The sequence below is a fragment of the Nostoc sp. TCL240-02 genome (assembly GCF_013343235.1).
In the GTDB taxonomy this organism is placed as follows: domain Bacteria; phylum Cyanobacteriota; class Cyanobacteriia; order Cyanobacteriales; family Nostocaceae; genus Nostoc.
Map to the genome: position 1 here is coordinate 6767682 of NZ_CP040094.1, position 16460 is coordinate 6784141.

Below are 16460 nucleotides of genomic sequence, written 5' to 3' on the forward strand. Positions count from 1 at the left end.
AATTTTAAGTTAATTGTGCAGTAGTTAAAGCTGTAGCGATCGCCCAGCCATCGACTAATAGTAGTAGCAGTGTGAATACTAGTAAAATCAGGTACATCCACGGCTGTGCTAAAGGGCGAACATCTGTAGTATCAATACCCGTCTTTGCTTGGACAATCTGCACGAAACGGGCAAATCCAGATACACGCATTGGTAGTAAATAAGCTTTCCCATCTTGGCTGAGGAAGTAATAAACTAAGCCTCCTTGACCAGTGGTGCGGGGTTTTAACTCTTTTACCTCTGACCAAGGTAAAAACCAGCCTTTACGGAAAAAACGAGGAACCCAGGTGGGGTAAGTAACCTGAATTCCCTGGTCATCTACCATTACTTGTTCAGTCAATACTGCATACAAGGCAACTAAGCCGATGCCAATCCCTATCCACAATAATATTGGAGGTACGGGTGCGGCTGTTACCTGCGATAAAAAGGGTAATGGGACTGTGAGTGCTACGTATAAACTCAACAACGTTATCCGAATCAAAGGAGACAAACGAAAGACAGAAGCTAAGATATTGGCTGAATTTGCTGTCACGGCTTAATTACAATGCTTTTCTTCATTGTAGGGTAGGTCTATGTTTTAGCTGGACTGTTAAATTCGTAATTCGTAATTTTTTAGGGTAAATACTTCTGTACTACAATCCAACCAGTAAGGGACACCCAGGCAAATCCTACAAATAAAATAATATTTACGCCGATGTGTAAGGGTCTAGCCCAAGGTCGTCTAGCACTAATTTGCGTGGCACTGAAAACAGACAGTAAAACTAATGCTACCACTATCAATCCAGATGCCAAGTGTGACGAGTGACCTAAAGAACCAAAGTGCCCTAAAGTGCCAACAATCCCGATCGCTAGCAATAGTAGTACTAAACTTACCATGCTGATGCCCATTAAATAGTGGAGCGATCGCACCTCTCTATTTCCGCCCAGAAATGGCGTAAAAGGAAATTGTTGCGAAGTTCTCGCCCGAAACATCCAAACGCCGGTGATTGCTAACATCAGATATGCCAGCAGGGACAACCCCATCGACCAGGCCGCTATTTTCCACAACCAAAGAAATGAAGGCAGATTCATAAGAATGATTGTAGATGAGAGTAGGGAGATGAGGAACAATGCCAATGACCAATGACCAATAAAAAAGGCTGCCGAATTCAGCAACCCTTAAATTTAGCTAAATTTTTTTTATCAATCAACAGATGCTAAACTAACCATTTGTAAAGGTTTTGTACTATCTCCGGTTTTTGTATTAATTTGCTGCACCAATGATTTGGCATTAATAGGGTCTTCTCCAGATGATGAGTCTGTATCAAACTCATCTGTATTGGGTTCTTCGAGCATCAGGCGATCACACGGAATCTTATCTGATAAAATTGCACTTGCCATCATCCCTGTATGAATCTCCAATTGAGCTTTTCGCGGAGCTTCAAACACCAAACGTTGTCCAGAGAAAACAACTCTTTCAAAGTACCAGTTGGGAATATTGGAGATACGCGCTACCTGTATTTTGCTCGTGGCATTGATGTAGCAGCAGAGAATTTTTCCCGATTGCTCAGGTGGTAGAGGATCTAATATTTGAGCCATAACTGCTGAAGAGCTTTACGCCACAATTTTACATTACACTACCCAAGCCTAACACTCACTGATCCCCAGTTGTTGTAACTGTCAATACCAACTGAGTCTTTGTAGGTTATTTCTGTCTAAAGATATATTCTTAGTTGTAAAAATTTTGTAATTTTTTATGCCTTTTTCGGAATTATACACTATGTATAAAATCTTTTGATATTTTTTCCTCTTATCAAAGCTTGAATTTTCTTAAGGCAGATAAGATGACGCTCCCTTTGCTTTTCGCCTAGCGAAGAAGTGAGTTTTGCCGTTTCATCTATCTCAGAATTAATAGGCTGGGATCATCGCTTAATGAATAAAGTCAATGTTATGGTAAAGCTATATGAAAAATATCTTCATAAAGCCTATCTATGAGATTCTATGTATTTTTTATGCATAGCAATTTTATCATTTCCTGCAATTGCTAACATTAATTTTTCGATATCAGCAACTAGGTGAAATGTCAAGTGCGATCGCGATAATAAAAACAAAATAAAACAAGCACACACTTTAAAACTGGATGTTTTTCTCGCTTTCTCCAAAGATTGGCAAGATGGAAGTCAAAACACAGATGATGGAAAATCGAATTCTTTACGTTCGCCTTCCTTGTAACCCCATCTTTCCTATTGGGGTTGTCTACCTGAGCGATCATGTCCATAAGCAGTTTCCTGATATTGAGCAGCGCATCTTTGATTTAGGAACAGTGCCACCTTTAGATTACAATTCTGCTCTGGATCGGTGTATTGATGAATTTAAACCGACACTGCTAGTATTTTCTTGGCGGGATATTCAAATTTATGCCCCAGTTGGCGGACGTGGTGGCAACCCACTGCAAAACGCCTTTGAATTTTACTACGCTAAGAATCCTTTATTAAAACTACGTGGCGGATTGGGCGGTTTAAGAATCTTCATCGCTTACTATGTAGAGTTATGGCGAAATCAGGGCTTAATCAAACGCGGTTTAAAGCGTGCCCAAAAATATAATTCCAATTCCCGTGTAGTTGTAGGTGGCGGTGCAGTCAGCGTATTTTACGAACAATTGGGTAAAAGTTTACCCAATGGGACAATTATTTCTGTGGGTGAAGGCGAAACTCTGCTAGAAAAACTTTTAAGTGGTAAAGATTTTCGAGATGAACGCTGTTATGTTGCGGGAGAAACTCAACCACGGGAACGGCTAATTCATGAACAACCCACCCCACTAGAAAAAACAGCTTGTAACTATGACTATATCGAAAGTATCTGGCCGGAATTTAACTATTACCTGCAAGAAGAAGACTTTTATATAGGTGTACAAACTAAGCGTGGTTGTCCCCACAACTGTTGTTATTGCGTCTATACGGTTGTCGAAGGCAAACAAGTACGCATCAACCCAGCAGATGAAGTAGTTGCCGAGATGCGCCAATTATACGATCGCGGCATTCGCAATTTCTGGTTTACCGATGCCCAATTCATCCCAGCCCGAAAATTTATTGACGATGCCATAGAACTATTGCAAAAAATCGTCGATTCTGGTATGAAAGATATCCATTGGGCAGCATATATCAGAGCCGACAATTTGACACCCGAATTGTGCGACTTGATGGCGAAAACCGGGATGAATTACTTTGAAATCGGGATTACCAGTGGTTCTCAAGAACTCGTGCGGAAAATGCGGATGGGGTATAACCTGCGAACCGTCTTGCAAAACTGCCGTGACTTAAAAGCAGCTGGTTTCAACGACTTAGTTTCCGTCAACTACTCCTTTAACGTCATTGACGAACGTCCCGAAACCATCCGCCAAACCATTGCTTACCACCGCGAACTAGAAAGGATTTTCGGTGCTGATAAAGTCGAACCTGCTATCTTCTTTATTGGACTACAACCTCATACTCATTTAGAAGAATACGCCTTCAAAGAAGGTATCCTCAAACCAGGATACGATCCGATGAGTTTGATGCCGTGGACAGCCAAAAAACTCCTTTGGAATCCCGAACCCCTTGGTTCATTCTTCGGCGAAGTCTGCTTGCAAGCTTGGCAACAAAACCCCAACGATTTCGGGCGCGAAGTCATGAACATCTTGGAGGAAAAACTAGGTTGTGCCGACTTAGAAGCTGCACTTTCCGCACCAATGGAGACGAAAGAAAAACAGTTAGCGGGTATATCTTAAAAAACTGAATTTCTGCCCCTCTTTTCCTCTGTGTCCTCTGCGCCTCTGCGGTTATTTTTACCAAATCCCATGTTAGAAGGTTCAATCTTACAACAGCTAGAAACAGCCCATCGCCATACCACCAGGCCAATTCGATTCGGTGTTTACTACAAAAATACCCTAGTTGCCCTGTGCCACGCTCTAGAAGACCATATTTTAACCGACGACGGTACACCCTTAGTCATCACAGCCTTTCAACAGGGGAAATGGTATCTACAAGAAGCTGATCGATATGCAGACATCGCCCAGCGCAGCTGCCAAATTGCCATCATGGCCGCCTCTGAATCTGGCTTTGATGAACATCCTACCAGCGAGTTGCCTAATGTAGATTTAGTGGGATTAGATTCAGGCGATCCAGTGGCGCAGGAGTGGCACTTAATTATTTTATCGCCCAAATACACAGCAATGGTAATTTGTCAAGAATTATCAGAGGCTGATTATGGCAGCGCTGGAGTACCGACATCAGACTTAGAGCGGAAATTCTATGGCTTGTGGACATTTGAGCCAGAATTAGTTCAAGACACAGCAGAAATAGCGATCGCTCACATCAAAAAATACAACCCAGAACTGGCCGAAAAACTCACAGCCGACAAACAACAAATTGTCCCGTCAATGGACAGATCCCAAAATTTAGGTGCAGTTGTCTCCCGTGTAGTAGATTACCTCCAGACTGGGCAAGATAATTTATCCATCCCCACAGCGTCTCACCAACAAACCCTAGATCGCAACTTGGTTTCCAACGAAATCCAAGCCTTTTTGCGAATGGCGCAACTGATGGATATGGCAGATGTCAATAATCCAATGGCAGCTGCGGAAGTAGTAGCTCTTGCTGAAGCGATCGGCCAGCTTTTGGATCTTCCCGCATGGCAGATTAAAAGATTGCGCTTGGCGGCTTTGTTGCATCGCATAGATCCATTACAAAAAGCAGAAAGCGTTCTCACTGACAGTATATCCACACGCTACCAAGAAGATGCCCCCAGTTCTCCCTTAACTTGTCCCTTAGTACCAGGGGCGCAAGTATTGCGAACCATGCCAAGATTACGAGCAGTTGCCCAAATTATTACTCACCAAAGCGAGTGGTGGAATGGCACAGGGGAACCAGCAGGTTTAGCTGGTGATGAAATTCCCTTAGAGTCGAGAATTTTGGCATTATTGGCAGACTTTCAGTGGCGAGTCAATCAGCAAAAATCGTCAAATCAAAGTCGGGAACAGATATTTACTCAAGCTTTGGATGAGTGCAGACAGCAACAATCTACCCGCTTTGACCCTAAACTTGTAGATACCCTAACTTTATTAGTTATGGGTTTACAACAGGGACTCGACTTACCCATCATGACACCCAAAGTCAGCGCCGGCATCTGGATACTTGATTCCCAATGGGATAGCCACAGCAAGATAAGTGAAGAGATTGGTAGTTACTTTACATGAACATTGAAGCCATTAAATTAGGAAAACTCAAACAACTTCCAGGGGCAAATTTAGAAGACGAGGAACTCTCCCGACTGGATTTAAGCCGGATTAATCTTGCTGGCGCTACTCTTGTCGGTACTAATTTCGCTGCTTCCAAACTCGAAGGCGGACATTTGGAGGGAGCGAATTTGATGGGGGCAAACCTCCAAGAAACTGACTTGCGGGCGAACTTGATGGGAGCAAACCTGATGCAAGCAGATTTAACCGGTGCTGACTTGCGGGGTAGTAACTTGCGTGGCGCTAACTTGATGGGAGCAAGACTCAGTGATGCTTCATTGGTGGGTGCTTTCTTAAGTGGTGCCAATTTAATAAACGTGAACTTACAAGGCGTTGATTTGCGCGGTGCTGACTTGCGCGGTGCAAACCTGACTGGGGCAAATCTCAAAGGTGCAGATTTGAGTCGCGCTGATTTGCAAGGGACATTGTTGAGTGAAGCAAACCTTGAAGAGGCTGATTTGCGAGGGGCGAATTTGGCGGGAGCGAATTTGACAGGAGCGAATTTACTCTGTGCAGAATTAGAAGGTGCAAATTTGAGCGGCGTTAATTTGAATAAGGCGTGTTTGGTGGGTACTGTATTTGAAAAGCTTGCGTAAAGATTAGCTATTGTTAAAATTTTCGCAGAGGAAGCAGGTAAAAATTTGTGAGCCTAAAAGAAGTTCTCAGGCTAGCAAAGCAACTTTAAACCGTGGACAAATTACGTTTGATCCAGCAAATTGCTCCTGAATCTTATATATAATATGCTTTTCTGCTTCTTTCTCAAATCTTGATATCTTTTCATCCATTGCCTTATTTTCGTCTTAATTACTACACCCAGTAAAAAGGAAGCTTAGTGGAATAATTAGTACTAAAGCTGATATCATTAATATTTTGATTTTCATATATAACGTGATCGCTCAGTTCGCCCCCGTATCCACAAAGCTAGTACACTCATTAACAACACCCCCATGACTCCTTGTAGGGGATTATTATTCACACCAGTTACCCAATCAGGAACTTCACCAGAATATTTGACTAATTTACCTACATTAATAATGTAGTAACCCCAAACTAAACCACCATGCAAACCAATTGGAAAACCCAAGCGTCCCCTCCGCCAACGCTTTCCCCATACTTGCGTTAACCCCAGCAGTACTAAAGCTGGAAATTGCGGCAGTGTATGAATAATTGCCTCCAAGGGTTTAATAAAGTGCAATGTAGCAAAGGCAGTTGCATCAGTCCACAGTGCTACACGCGGGCTGTAATCTCGTTCTAACTCATCTAGCAACCAGCCTCGGAATAACAATTCCTCGGCAAATCCGATGCCCAAGCCAACAAGTAAACCCTCTAAAATTATTTTCAGCAAAAAAACTTTCGGTTGTTGCCACACCAACCAACCCAACAAACCTTCTACCCCAAAAAGTATCAGAATATTAATTATCCCTATAGCCAAGCCACGCAGTAAATCCACACCATTCTGTCGCGTGAATTCTAAGCCATAATGTTGCAGAATTTGGGGCTGCTGGTAGACATATTTGCCCCATAATCTCAGGAGAAAAATAAAGACTACATATAACAATACCAATGTCAATATACTTTCTAAATTTGAATCATCGACTAGTAAGTATATTGGTGTAGCCAATGGCAACCATAGCAGGGCTAAATTCAAAATAAAAGCACCCAGCCTAATAGGGGCAGGGCGTTCAGCTAAACGGACAAGGTTTTTTTTCATAACAAGTAAGTCACCAATCACCAGTCAATACTCTAAATTTCTACTAATGACCAATGACCAATGACCAATGACTATTCATCAGGTTCAATTGTGCTACTTAAACCGTGACTTATCAATGTTTCACAATAGAACTCAGCGTGTTCCAGGGCGCAAGTAATGACTAAAGCTAGCCCGTTAGTATGGGCTTCCATCATGATGCTCACAGCTTGGGGTTGGGTAAGGCTAGGTACAGTGGATATTAGTGACTGTACAACATGCTCCATAGAGTTGTAGTCGTCGTTATGGAGCAAAACGCGATACCGAGGCGCTAGCTTACGGGTTGTGGAAGGCTTTTGAATAGTTTCAACTGACACGGCTCTTTGCTCTTTTCTTGTTGATTCACTACTACAAAGTGTCTGTGTAGCGATCGCTTAACAGTTATTTACCTATTCTATAGTATTTCTGTTCAGATACTATGCTATAAAAACCGCTCTACTTAGTTTTGCGTAGCCACTTGTGAAGCAGATGTCTGAGACATAGTTGCCGTGAGAGTGCTACCCTAATCTTACAGAAGCTTCCTTAAACGTAGCGCATTCTCATTTTTAAGATTAAGGAAGTTGCAAAATCATCCTTGCCCCTGCCCAAACTCCATAATCATGGACATTAGCCTAGATTTTCTTCAACCAGGACAAATTGTGTCTTTAGAGCATGGCGACAGAAATCTGTATGCAGAAGTCATTCAATTTGTAGTTTCCCGCCAGTTGTGCTGGGTGCGTCCTTTACTAATGGTTACTTTGATTCAAGAATCGCCGCTAATTACCGATTTGCGAGATGCGTCTGACTTGCTTTGGCCTGCAAATTTATTTCGACCAGCTTTAGACACAGAAGTAATTACCTTCTTGAGTCAAGTTTTAGCAAAAGAACCAAAAACTGAGCCTGACTCAGCCGCCAAGCAGCAACTTAATCAATTTATTCACCAACTATGGTCAGCATATCAATAGGCATACGGTAAAGGATATGACTAGAAGTTAGTTTATCTGGAGCGCCAACAGCCATACTGATGATATCAACTCCCTTCGCAACGAGTTCATTCTGCTTGTGGACAATTTCAGCAAACAGAAAGGGAGGAATTTTTTCTCGGCGTTTAGCGAACTAGATAGCGATTTACTTCGAATGCACAATAATGTAGAGGGTTATTAGCACGGTTTACGCCATTCTAGTTATTTAAATAATCAACCTCAGAGAAAAATACAAACAATAATATCGCTCTTATTATCCCACCTGCCTTTACTAAAACTTGTTTTACTAACTCGGAATTTTGATTACTTCAGTATTCTTCAAATTTACTTGATATACCTCTATGCATAAGCAGTTAGGAATATCTGAAGCTGGGAACCAACTTAATTCTACCAGCATCCATCTCCGACATTAATAATTCCAGAGCTTCGTAGTCAACGTCAGAAATATAACCCAGTTCTGTCAGTTCTGAGTTGATTTCATTTTCTATCTCAGGAGTTAGCTTTTTAATGTCAAGAGCTTTTTCTACCAATTTACGAATAGCGTACTTAGTTCTCATAAGTAATACATCCAACTGTAATATGATACTAATTATCCCAGAAAACTCTCAGTATAAAGAGCGATCTATCTAACTAATTTACTTGTGATCTATATCACAAGTAAATTAGTTAGATAGATAATTCGCTATGACTCTGGCGTATACCATCAGCAACGCTAAAGTGGGAGATTTAACTTACCGTTAAGAGTTGGCTAAATTAGCTTTAGTTATAGACTAAGCAAGTTTTATCAGCATAGTTACTGATTATTTGTTTGCTCTATTCCTGTCTATGTTGATTGTTTTTGAACTGAGATAAAAAAAAAGTATATATAAACACATTTTAACCTGGAATTATAACAATCTTTAAACAGAGATACTAAAGAAATAAAGATTCAGCAAAGAGAGCTAAGACGTATGGTCGATGCAACAGAATAGAGTTTATGTTCAAATAATCTTTAGCTCGACGCTTCAATAATTCTCAATAGGATGTAACTATGCAAGCAGTGCTTAACTATCCCAAGATTGCAGTCATTCGCCCTCAAGGGTATTTGAATGCTACAAACGCCTTGGAATTTGAACGAGATATGACGACAGCGTTGGCACAAAATGTTATTTCCATCTTGGTAGTAGACCTCGCAGCAGTAGAATCGTTAGACAGTGCGGGGTTGATGGCATTGTTATCTATACACAAGCTGGCTCTTAGTTTAGGAAGGGGTTTTCAACTTTGTGCTATTGCTCCGTCAATTAGAATTATTTTTGAACTAACGCAACTCGATAGAGTGTTTGAAATATTGGATGGTGAAGTTGAATTGGCCCCAACATAAACCAGTTAAAACGCGGACTTTATGTAAAGGAGTTATAAGTTCCAACGATAAATTATGTTAAAGACCTAATTCAATGCTAAAGTTTGGTTTGGGTAGCTGTAATTAAGGTAGCTAGAAGATAGCACAGTGACTGTTGCAGTTGAGAAATTAATAACATCGGATATTTTAAAACCAGGGCGTTACCTTGGTAATGAGCGTTTAGCAGTACACAAAGCTTGGGATAAGACAGGAATACGCTGGGTCTTAACCTACCCAGAAGTATATGAAGTCGGTGCATCTAATTTAGGGCACATTATCCTATACAACATCTTGAATGCCCAACCGCGTCAATTGTGCGATCGCGCCTACCTCCCAGGAAAAGACCTGGCAGCCAAACTACGCGAAACTAATACGCCATTGTTTGCGGTAGAGTCAAAGCGATCGCTCACAGAATTCGACATTTTAGGCTTTAGCCTCAGTTACGAACTGGGTGCAACTAATATCTTAGAAATGTTGGATCTAGCTGGAATTCCCTTGACGTGGAGAGAACGCCAACAAACAGGGGGAGAATTTACGAATCTCCAATCCCAGTTTCCTTTGATTTTTGCTGGTGGGCAAACAGCAACATCGAATCCTGAGCCTTACGCTGACTTTTTCGACTTTATCGCCCTTGGAGATGGAGAGGAACTGCTACCAGAAATTGGTTTGGTATTGGAAGAAGGCAAGCAAGCAGGATTAAGTAGGGAAGATATATTACTAGATTTGGCACAGATACCAGGTGTATATGTTCCCCAGTTTTATGACATGGCAGAGGATGGCTCAGTTCACCCTTGTTGCCCTGACGTGCCAAAACGAATTCTGCGACGGGTTGCAACTCCCATACCAGCATATTCCATTGGCTTAGTTCCTTACGTAGAAACGGTGCATGACCGTTTGACAATTGAGATTCGGCGTGGTTGCACTCGCGGCTGTCGCTTCTGTCAACCAGGAATGCTGACTCGGCCAGCACGGGATGTAGAACCCGATAAGGTTGTAGAAGCAATTGAACAGGGAATGCGGGCAACTGGTTACAATGAGTTTTCCCTCCTATCTCTGAGTTGTTCTGATTATTTATCCCTACCAGCAGTGGGGATGGAAATCAAAAATCGCTTAAAAAATGAAAACATTTCTCTGACTCTACCAAGCCAACGGGTAGACAGATTTGATGAGAATATTGCCAATATCCTGGGAGGTACACGGCAAGGTGGACTGACTTTTGCTCCAGAAGCTGGAACTCAGCGGATGCGAGACATTATAAATAAAGGTTTGACGAATGATGAATTGTTGCGGGGAGTAAAAACCGCTTGGGAGCAAGGCTGGGATAAAATCAAGTTGTATTTTATGATTGGCTTGCCGGGTGAGACAGATACTGACGTTTTGGGCATTGCGGAAACAGTCAGTTGGCTACAGCGAGAATGTCGGGGCAAAAGCAGAAAACCCCTAAACTTTAACCTGACAATTTCTAACTTTACACCCAAGCCCCATACACCATTCCAGTGGCACTCAGTTTCTACCAGAGAATTTAAGCGCAAACAAAACCTGTTGCGGCAAGAATTCCGCCGGATAAAGGGAGTAAAGGTAAATTTTACCGATGTCCGTATTTCGGCAATGGAAGATTTTGTGGGACGAGGTGATCGCAATTTGAGCAAAGTAGTCCGTCGCGCCTGGGAATTGGGTGCAGGAATGGATTCCTGGTATGAAAATTTAGATCGAGCTTTTAGTGCTTGGGAAGATGCGATCGCTCAAGCCGATCTAGATTGGAAATACCGCCAAGTAGAAAATGGTGAATGGAATTTGTTTCACGCACAAGAGCAGAACAGATCAGAAGATGCAGAAAATACCCAATTCCTCACTCCTGTACAGATGCAATCAATCCCGTCTCTCGATACTTCCCACTCCCTAGATATTCCTCTACCTTGGGATCATATTGATACCGGGATTGATAAAAAGTGGCTTAAAGAAGACTTGCAACGCGCCTTAGAAGCGGCAATTGTCCCCGACTGCTCTTTTGAGGGTTGTTCTCACTGTGGTGTATGTGGAACTGACTTTGGTCATAACGTCGTAATTGAATCGCCTATCATCCCACAATTTGCCGGCGAGTTTGTTCCCAACACAACTAAAGCCCAAAGACTTCGAGTTTGGTTTGGAAAACAGGGTAACATGGCTTTGGTAAGCCACCTAGATTTAATCCGTTTGTTTGACCGAGTTGTGCGGCGAGCAGGTTTACCAATTGCCTTTACTGGTGGATTTCATCCAATGCCGCGAATTTCTGTAGCAACTGCTTTGGCTCTAGGGGCAACTAGTAATGGTGAAATTGCGGATTTTGAGTTAACTGTACCAGTGGACATCGATACTTTTCGAGAAAAATTGGTTCGGGAAATGCCCACAGACATACCTATATATAATGTGGAGCAGATAGATTTAAAAACTCCGGCAGCTACTCAACTGCTAGAAACCGCAGAATATTTAATTACCGTAGCAGCACTTGAAGAAACAACATCTATACAATGGCAAGAATGGATTGATACCATCAAAGCAAAAGATGAACTTTGGTACGAGCATACAACAAAGTCAGGCAAGAGCCAGTTAATAAATCTGCGCGATCGCTTATTTGAACTGGAATTAGTAGAAACCCATAAAAACGTTGCAGAATCTATATCTGTTATCCGTTATGTAGGTAGCTATCGCCAAGATGGTTTTCTATTGCGTCCTGAACAAATCCTGTTTATGCTAGGCATAGTGGCTAGTGGAGAATTTCAACTCTTACACATCCACCGCAATCGGCTAATTTTAGCAGTATAATCCCTGTAGGGCAGCTTGCTAGTAGTTGTCCTAACACGGTACATCGTCGGAATTGATTTTTAGCAAGGTTGCGTTAGAATGAGGTGAAGAGAATTTTTCTGGCGCTGCATTGAAATTAGCTGGTTCACTACCCTGGTGTTCAGGGGGCGAAAGCGAAGATATTAGAGTGGAAATTCTAGGATTTTATCCCAGACAAACTGTGGCAGATTAAAGAACACACACTCTCTCTATAGCTACCTTGTGAATCAGTAACTAACAGCAGGCTCGGTTAGCTTCTCTAAATCCATACTTTTTCAACAACTGCTGAATGTCTAATCCACAATATTGCCCAAGAGCTAGCGCGTTACTCTTTTAGAGTTGTTCGCCCTTGGTGTTACCGCAGGGTAAACAACTACTGTAGGTTAAGCTGATTTGCAGACGTTCACCAGACGCGCAAAGCGCGGCTTAAAAGTAGGGTAGCAGCTGGCGTTGCTGAGTATAACCCTAAGAATAAATCCAGGAATGGAAAATAGAAATAGTTTCTTTTTCTTAACGACTTCAGTAGGTTACTCTCAAAAAAAGCTTCCTGAGTTAAAAACTCACTCAGGATTTAAAACTTTCAACTCAGAACTCTCTTGATTGAGAGTATTGCATCACAAATCAACCACGGACGGTTGATTTAATAGCTTAAATATGCAGCCGTTCTGGAATAATCCGCCGTAGAAACGCTCTTAAGAGCGCCAATAGCTATTTAACTTAGAACATCAGGTTTGCGATTTTTATCATCAGTAGCGCCTTTTGAGGGTTGCAAGGGCAACAAAGGGATAACAAACCTCCAGACCTATTGGTGCTGCCAATTTTTGAGGAAATTGAATGCCAAAACAAATTATTATCGCCGAGCAGCACCAAATTGCTGCTGTCTTTTCTGAAGATCAAATACAAGAACTCGTTGTTGCTACCGGTCATCACCAAATAGGTGATATCTATTTAGGAGTAGTAGAAAACGTATTGCCTGGGATAGATGCGGCTTTTGTGAACATTGGCGACCCAGAGCGTAACGGTTTTATTCACGTCACCGACTTGGGACCATTGAAGCTAAAGCGTACCGCAGCAGCCATTACAGAACTATTAGCACCACAACAGAAAGTTTTGGTGCAAGTCATGAAAGAGCCAACGGGAACAAAAGGACCCAGGCTCACGGGTAATATCACCTTACCCGGACGCTACGTAGTACTGATGCCTTATGGTAGGGGCGTAAATTTATCCCGACGAATTAAAAGTGAAAGTGAGCGCAACCGTTTGCGGGCACTAGCGATTTTGGTCAAACCGGCGGGAATGGGTTTGCTCGTGCGTACAGAAGCCGAAGGCAAACCAGAAGAAGCGATTATGGAAGATTTGGAGTTGCTGCAAAAGCAATGGGAGGCTATCCAACAAGAAGCGCATTCTACCCGTGCCCCAGCACTACTCAACCGAGACGATGACTTTATCCAGCGCGTATTGCGGGATATGTACGGCGCGGATGTCAATCGGATTGTCGTAGATTCCAGTACTGGTTTGAAGCGCGTGAAGCAGTACTTGCAGAATTGGAGTGGCGGTCAAACACCGCAAGGATTGTTGATTGACCATCACCGCGATCGCTCCCCAATTTTAGAGTACTTCCGCATTAGTGCTGCGATTCGAGAAGCCCTGAAACCAAGAGTAGACCTACCTTCTGGAGGTTACATTATCATCGAGCCAACCGAGGCATTAACCGTAATCGATGTTAACTCAGGTTCCTTCACACGATCGGCGACAGCCAGAGAAACAGTTTTATGGACAAACTGTGAAGCTGCAACAGAAATTGCTCGCCAGTTGCGTCTGCGGAATATTGCCGGAGTGATTGTCGTTGATTTCATTGATATGGAATCCCGACGTGACCAACTGCAAGTTCTCGAACACTTTAATAAAGGACTTAAAGCAGACAAAGCTCGTCCCCAGATTGCTCAACTTACGGAACTGGGTTTAGTAGAACTGACCCGCAAACGTCAGGGTCAAAATATTTACGAATTGTTTGGTGAAACTTGTCCCACCTGTGGCGGTTTAGGGCATACTGTGCGTCTGCCTGGAGAACTTGAAAACCGATTACCAATACCAGCAGAAACACCAGAACGTGAGCGTTTTGTATCCCTACCTCACCGAGAACCACGTCAGCCATCTGCCCGCGTCCCGGAACCACGAGAAACTTATGATGGATTTGGGGAAGCATTTGACGGCGACTCGGAATCGACTAACTTAAATCTGATTAATCATCCTAGTTATCAAGAACTGAATGATAATAAGCGTCGTACCCGTACTCGCCGTAGTCGAATTGGCATCAATGGGTTAAATGGGAAAGATGAATCTCGGGTTATTGCCAATCCATTAGCTTTTGTCAACGAGCCAGATTTAGACCTTGATATAGAACCAGAATTAGGAGTTACACCAGAAATTCCCTCACCCACCTTTGGTAAACCAGGTTGGAATGAAAGAGTAGAGCGCACTGTAGAGCGTGCTAAAGTTATCAAGCCAGAACCAGTTAAACCAGTGGTAGAACCACCGGAGATTAGAACTGTAGAAATGAGCCTCCAGGAACAGGATATGTTTGCCTTGATGGGAATATCTCCCTTGGTGAAGTTAGAGCAAGAGGTTAAAAATACCAAATCTGTGATTATTAACGTGATTCAGCCTGGTCAAGTGCGAACAACTCCCACTGAATCTGTCTCAGAATCACCTATTGCCCAAAAAGTACCACCTGAAGTAATTGCAACTAAGTCACCAATACCAAAAGTTATTGAGCCAGAACAAAAATCTTTGATAGAAGAGACAGCTGAACCATCTGAGTTGACTGCCAATCCTTCGGAAAGCTTGTCTGCAAAAGCCTCCGTCAAAGCGATCGCAGATGAAAGCGATTCAAGCAGCGCCGCCAATGCGATCGCAGATGAAAGTGATGCAAACAGCGCCGCTACTGCTAGCCGCCGTCGCCGCCGTCGTTCCTCAGCGATCGAGGATAATTAATTTGCTTTATGGTAGAAACATCACCAACGCCCTTGGAACAATCCAATTGGCTGGAGTTTTCTACCTTGTCAGGGATTCCAGGATTGGTTGCAGGTGTGGATGAAGTAGGGCGAGGCGCTCTATTTGGCCCGGTGGTAGCGGCAGCAGTGATCCTACCAGATCATGCTTTGCCAATACTGATGGCAGCTAAAATTAAAGACAGTAAAAAGTTGTCTAGTTCTCGGAGAACTCAGCTAGCACAGCAAATTTGTGGGCTAGCTATAGACTGGAAAATTGGGTTTGCTTCTACTGCCGAAATTGACAAGATAAATATTTTGCAAGCGACACTATTAGCAATGAAGCGGGCTGTACTGAAGTTAAAAGTACAGCCTGCAATCTGCTTGGTTGATGGCAATCAGTCAATCAAAGACTTGCTATTGCCACAACAAACAATAGTTAAGGGGGACGAGCGATCGCTCGCTATTGCCTCTGCTAGTATTGTTGCCAAGGTTTGGCGTGACGATTTGATAATGCGTTTAGCATTGAAATACCCTATGTACAACCTAGAGCGTAACAAGGGTTATGGTAGCCAACTGCATTTGCTGGCTCTGCAACAATACGGGCCATCACCCCTACATCGTCAGTCTTTTCGTCCTTGCCAAATCAAATTACCGAACGCTGAGTGATTAAATAATTACTCAGCATTCAGGATTGGCAATTCAATACTGTCATCGTTAAGTCCTCTATCTTTAGTTTGTGATATCACCCAGTAGCGATAATCAGTCAACAGTTGATTTAATAACCTTTGCCTAACCGACAACAGTACGCTTTTGAGCAAACCATTACCAGTAGCTTCTAAAATTGGCTTAGGAGTAAAGGAAAATGGCGGTGGTAAATCCACCAGTACTTCTAAATCAGCCCTTCCTCGCAGACGAGTGCCAGTGCTAAACTCTTTGGGAGACAAATGCCCTTTTAAATTAAGGGCAAAGCGCTGGTTAATATATTCGAAACCCAATATTTCACAGCCTAGCGATCGCAAATAAATTATTCCATTTGATTCTGCCCAAACTCTCATGTCTACAGTCGGTTGAATGCTTAATGACATAAAAGTGAGCGGACGCATTTTTAAGCGAAATACTTCCTCAGAAAGCTGCTGAGTTCGGGTGTTGTCAGCTAAAGCCTTAACCAGACGTTGAGGCTGACGCAAGTAGTGCTGAATGTGAATAGGCTGCTCTGGAACAGCGATTTCAACCGATTGGGAGGCAGTAAACCGGGTAGCCATGAGCGGAT

General features: G+C 42.8%; 15 protein-coding genes. 8 read left to right on the forward strand and 7 right to left on the reverse strand.

The features are described from left to right. Positions 1 to 4: 4 nt before the first annotated feature. The 3 genes from FBB35_RS28910 to FBB35_RS28920 all read right to left on the reverse strand — a co-directional run bounded on the left by FBB35_RS28910 (position 5) and on the right by FBB35_RS28920 (position 1617). Entirely contained in the window at positions 5 to 571 is a 567-nt protein-coding gene (locus FBB35_RS28910; protein WP_174712499.1) for a hypothetical protein, read from the reverse strand. A gap of 80 nt (positions 572 to 651) precedes the next feature. Beyond that, positions 652 to 1110, reverse strand: coding sequence for a DUF4079 domain-containing protein (locus tag FBB35_RS28915; protein ID WP_174712500.1), 459 nt, complete (start codon positions 1108 to 1110; stop codon positions 652 to 654). Between the two features lie 111 nt (positions 1111 to 1221). Continuing rightward, positions 1222 to 1617, reverse strand: a complete 396-nt coding sequence (locus tag FBB35_RS28920) for a DUF1830 domain-containing protein (protein WP_174712501.1) — start codon at positions 1615 to 1617, stop codon at positions 1222 to 1224. Between the two features lie 574 nt (positions 1618 to 2191). On the opposite strand from FBB35_RS28920, the gene FBB35_RS28925 reads away from it, so the two are divergent. From FBB35_RS28925 to FBB35_RS28935, 3 genes are all read left to right on the forward strand, one after another. After that, entirely contained in the window at positions 2192 to 3784 is a 1593-nt protein-coding gene (locus FBB35_RS28925) for a photosystem II high light acclimation radical SAM protein (RefSeq protein ID WP_174712502.1), read from the forward strand. Between the two features lie 69 nt (positions 3785 to 3853). Continuing rightward, positions 3854 to 5251, forward strand: a complete 1398-nt coding sequence (locus FBB35_RS28930) for a DICT sensory domain-containing protein (RefSeq protein WP_174712503.1) — start codon at positions 3854 to 3856, stop codon at positions 5249 to 5251. Continuing rightward, complete coding sequence (locus FBB35_RS28935) at positions 5248 to 5886, forward strand: pentapeptide repeat-containing protein (RefSeq protein WP_174712504.1); 639 nt, start codon at positions 5248 to 5250, stop codon at positions 5884 to 5886. The genes FBB35_RS28930 and FBB35_RS28935 overlap by 4 nt, the downstream gene beginning before the upstream one ends. 281 nt (positions 5887 to 6167) lie before the next feature. Here the strand turns inward: FBB35_RS28935 and FBB35_RS28940 are convergent, their stop codons facing one another. Further along, positions 6168 to 7001, reverse strand: a complete 834-nt coding sequence (locus FBB35_RS28940) for a CPBP family intramembrane glutamic endopeptidase (RefSeq protein ID WP_174712505.1) — start codon at positions 6999 to 7001, stop codon at positions 6168 to 6170. 71 nt (positions 7002 to 7072) lie between these two features. Then, positions 7073 to 7354, reverse strand: coding sequence for an ATP-dependent Clp protease adapter ClpS (gene clpS / locus FBB35_RS28945; protein ID WP_174712506.1), 282 nt, complete (start codon positions 7352 to 7354; stop codon positions 7073 to 7075). Positions 7355 to 7636: 282 nt separating this feature from the next. Between clpS and FBB35_RS28950 the strand changes: the two genes are divergently transcribed. After that, the gene (locus FBB35_RS28950) at positions 7637 to 7981 is read left to right on the forward strand and encodes a hypothetical protein (RefSeq protein ID WP_012410248.1); all 345 of its coding nucleotides are present in this window, start codon (positions 7637 to 7639) and stop codon (positions 7979 to 7981) included. A 371-nt stretch (positions 7982 to 8352) separates the two neighbouring features. Here FBB35_RS28950 and FBB35_RS28955 read toward each other — a convergent pair whose 3' ends face one another. Next, positions 8353 to 8556: a hypothetical protein gene (locus tag FBB35_RS28955; protein ID WP_174712507.1), complete on the reverse strand. Its 204-nt coding sequence runs from the start codon at positions 8554 to 8556 to the stop codon at positions 8353 to 8355. A gap of 473 nt (positions 8557 to 9029) precedes the next feature. Here FBB35_RS28955 and FBB35_RS28960 point away from each other — a divergent pair, with 473 nt between their 5' ends. The 4 genes from FBB35_RS28960 to FBB35_RS28975 all read left to right on the forward strand — a co-directional run bounded on the left by FBB35_RS28960 (position 9030) and on the right by FBB35_RS28975 (position 15856). Further along, positions 9030 to 9359 carry an STAS domain-containing protein gene (locus tag FBB35_RS28960; protein WP_174712508.1) on the forward strand — a complete coding sequence of 110 codons (330 nt, stop codon included), beginning with the start codon at positions 9030 to 9032 and terminating at the stop codon, positions 9357 to 9359. 126 nt (positions 9360 to 9485) lie between these two features. Further along, the gene (locus FBB35_RS28965) at positions 9486 to 12179 is read left to right on the forward strand and encodes a TIGR03960 family B12-binding radical SAM protein (RefSeq protein ID WP_174712509.1); all 2694 of its coding nucleotides are present in this window, start codon (positions 9486 to 9488) and stop codon (positions 12177 to 12179) included. Between the two features lie 852 nt (positions 12180 to 13031). Continuing rightward, positions 13032 to 15191 (forward strand): Rne/Rng family ribonuclease, encoded by a 2160-nt coding sequence (locus FBB35_RS28970; RefSeq protein WP_174712510.1) that lies wholly within the window; start codon positions 13032 to 13034, stop codon positions 15189 to 15191. An 8-nt stretch (positions 15192 to 15199) separates the two neighbouring features. Further along, complete coding sequence (locus FBB35_RS28975; RefSeq protein ID WP_174712511.1) at positions 15200 to 15856, forward strand: ribonuclease HII; 657 nt, start codon at positions 15200 to 15202, stop codon at positions 15854 to 15856. A gap of 8 nt (positions 15857 to 15864) precedes the next feature. Here the strand turns inward: FBB35_RS28975 and FBB35_RS28980 are convergent, their stop codons facing one another. Beyond that, on the reverse strand, positions 15865 to 16452 hold the full coding sequence (locus tag FBB35_RS28980) for a DUF1997 domain-containing protein (protein ID WP_174712512.1): 588 nt from the start codon (positions 16450 to 16452) through the stop codon (positions 15865 to 15867). Positions 16453 to 16460: the final 8 nt, after the last annotated feature.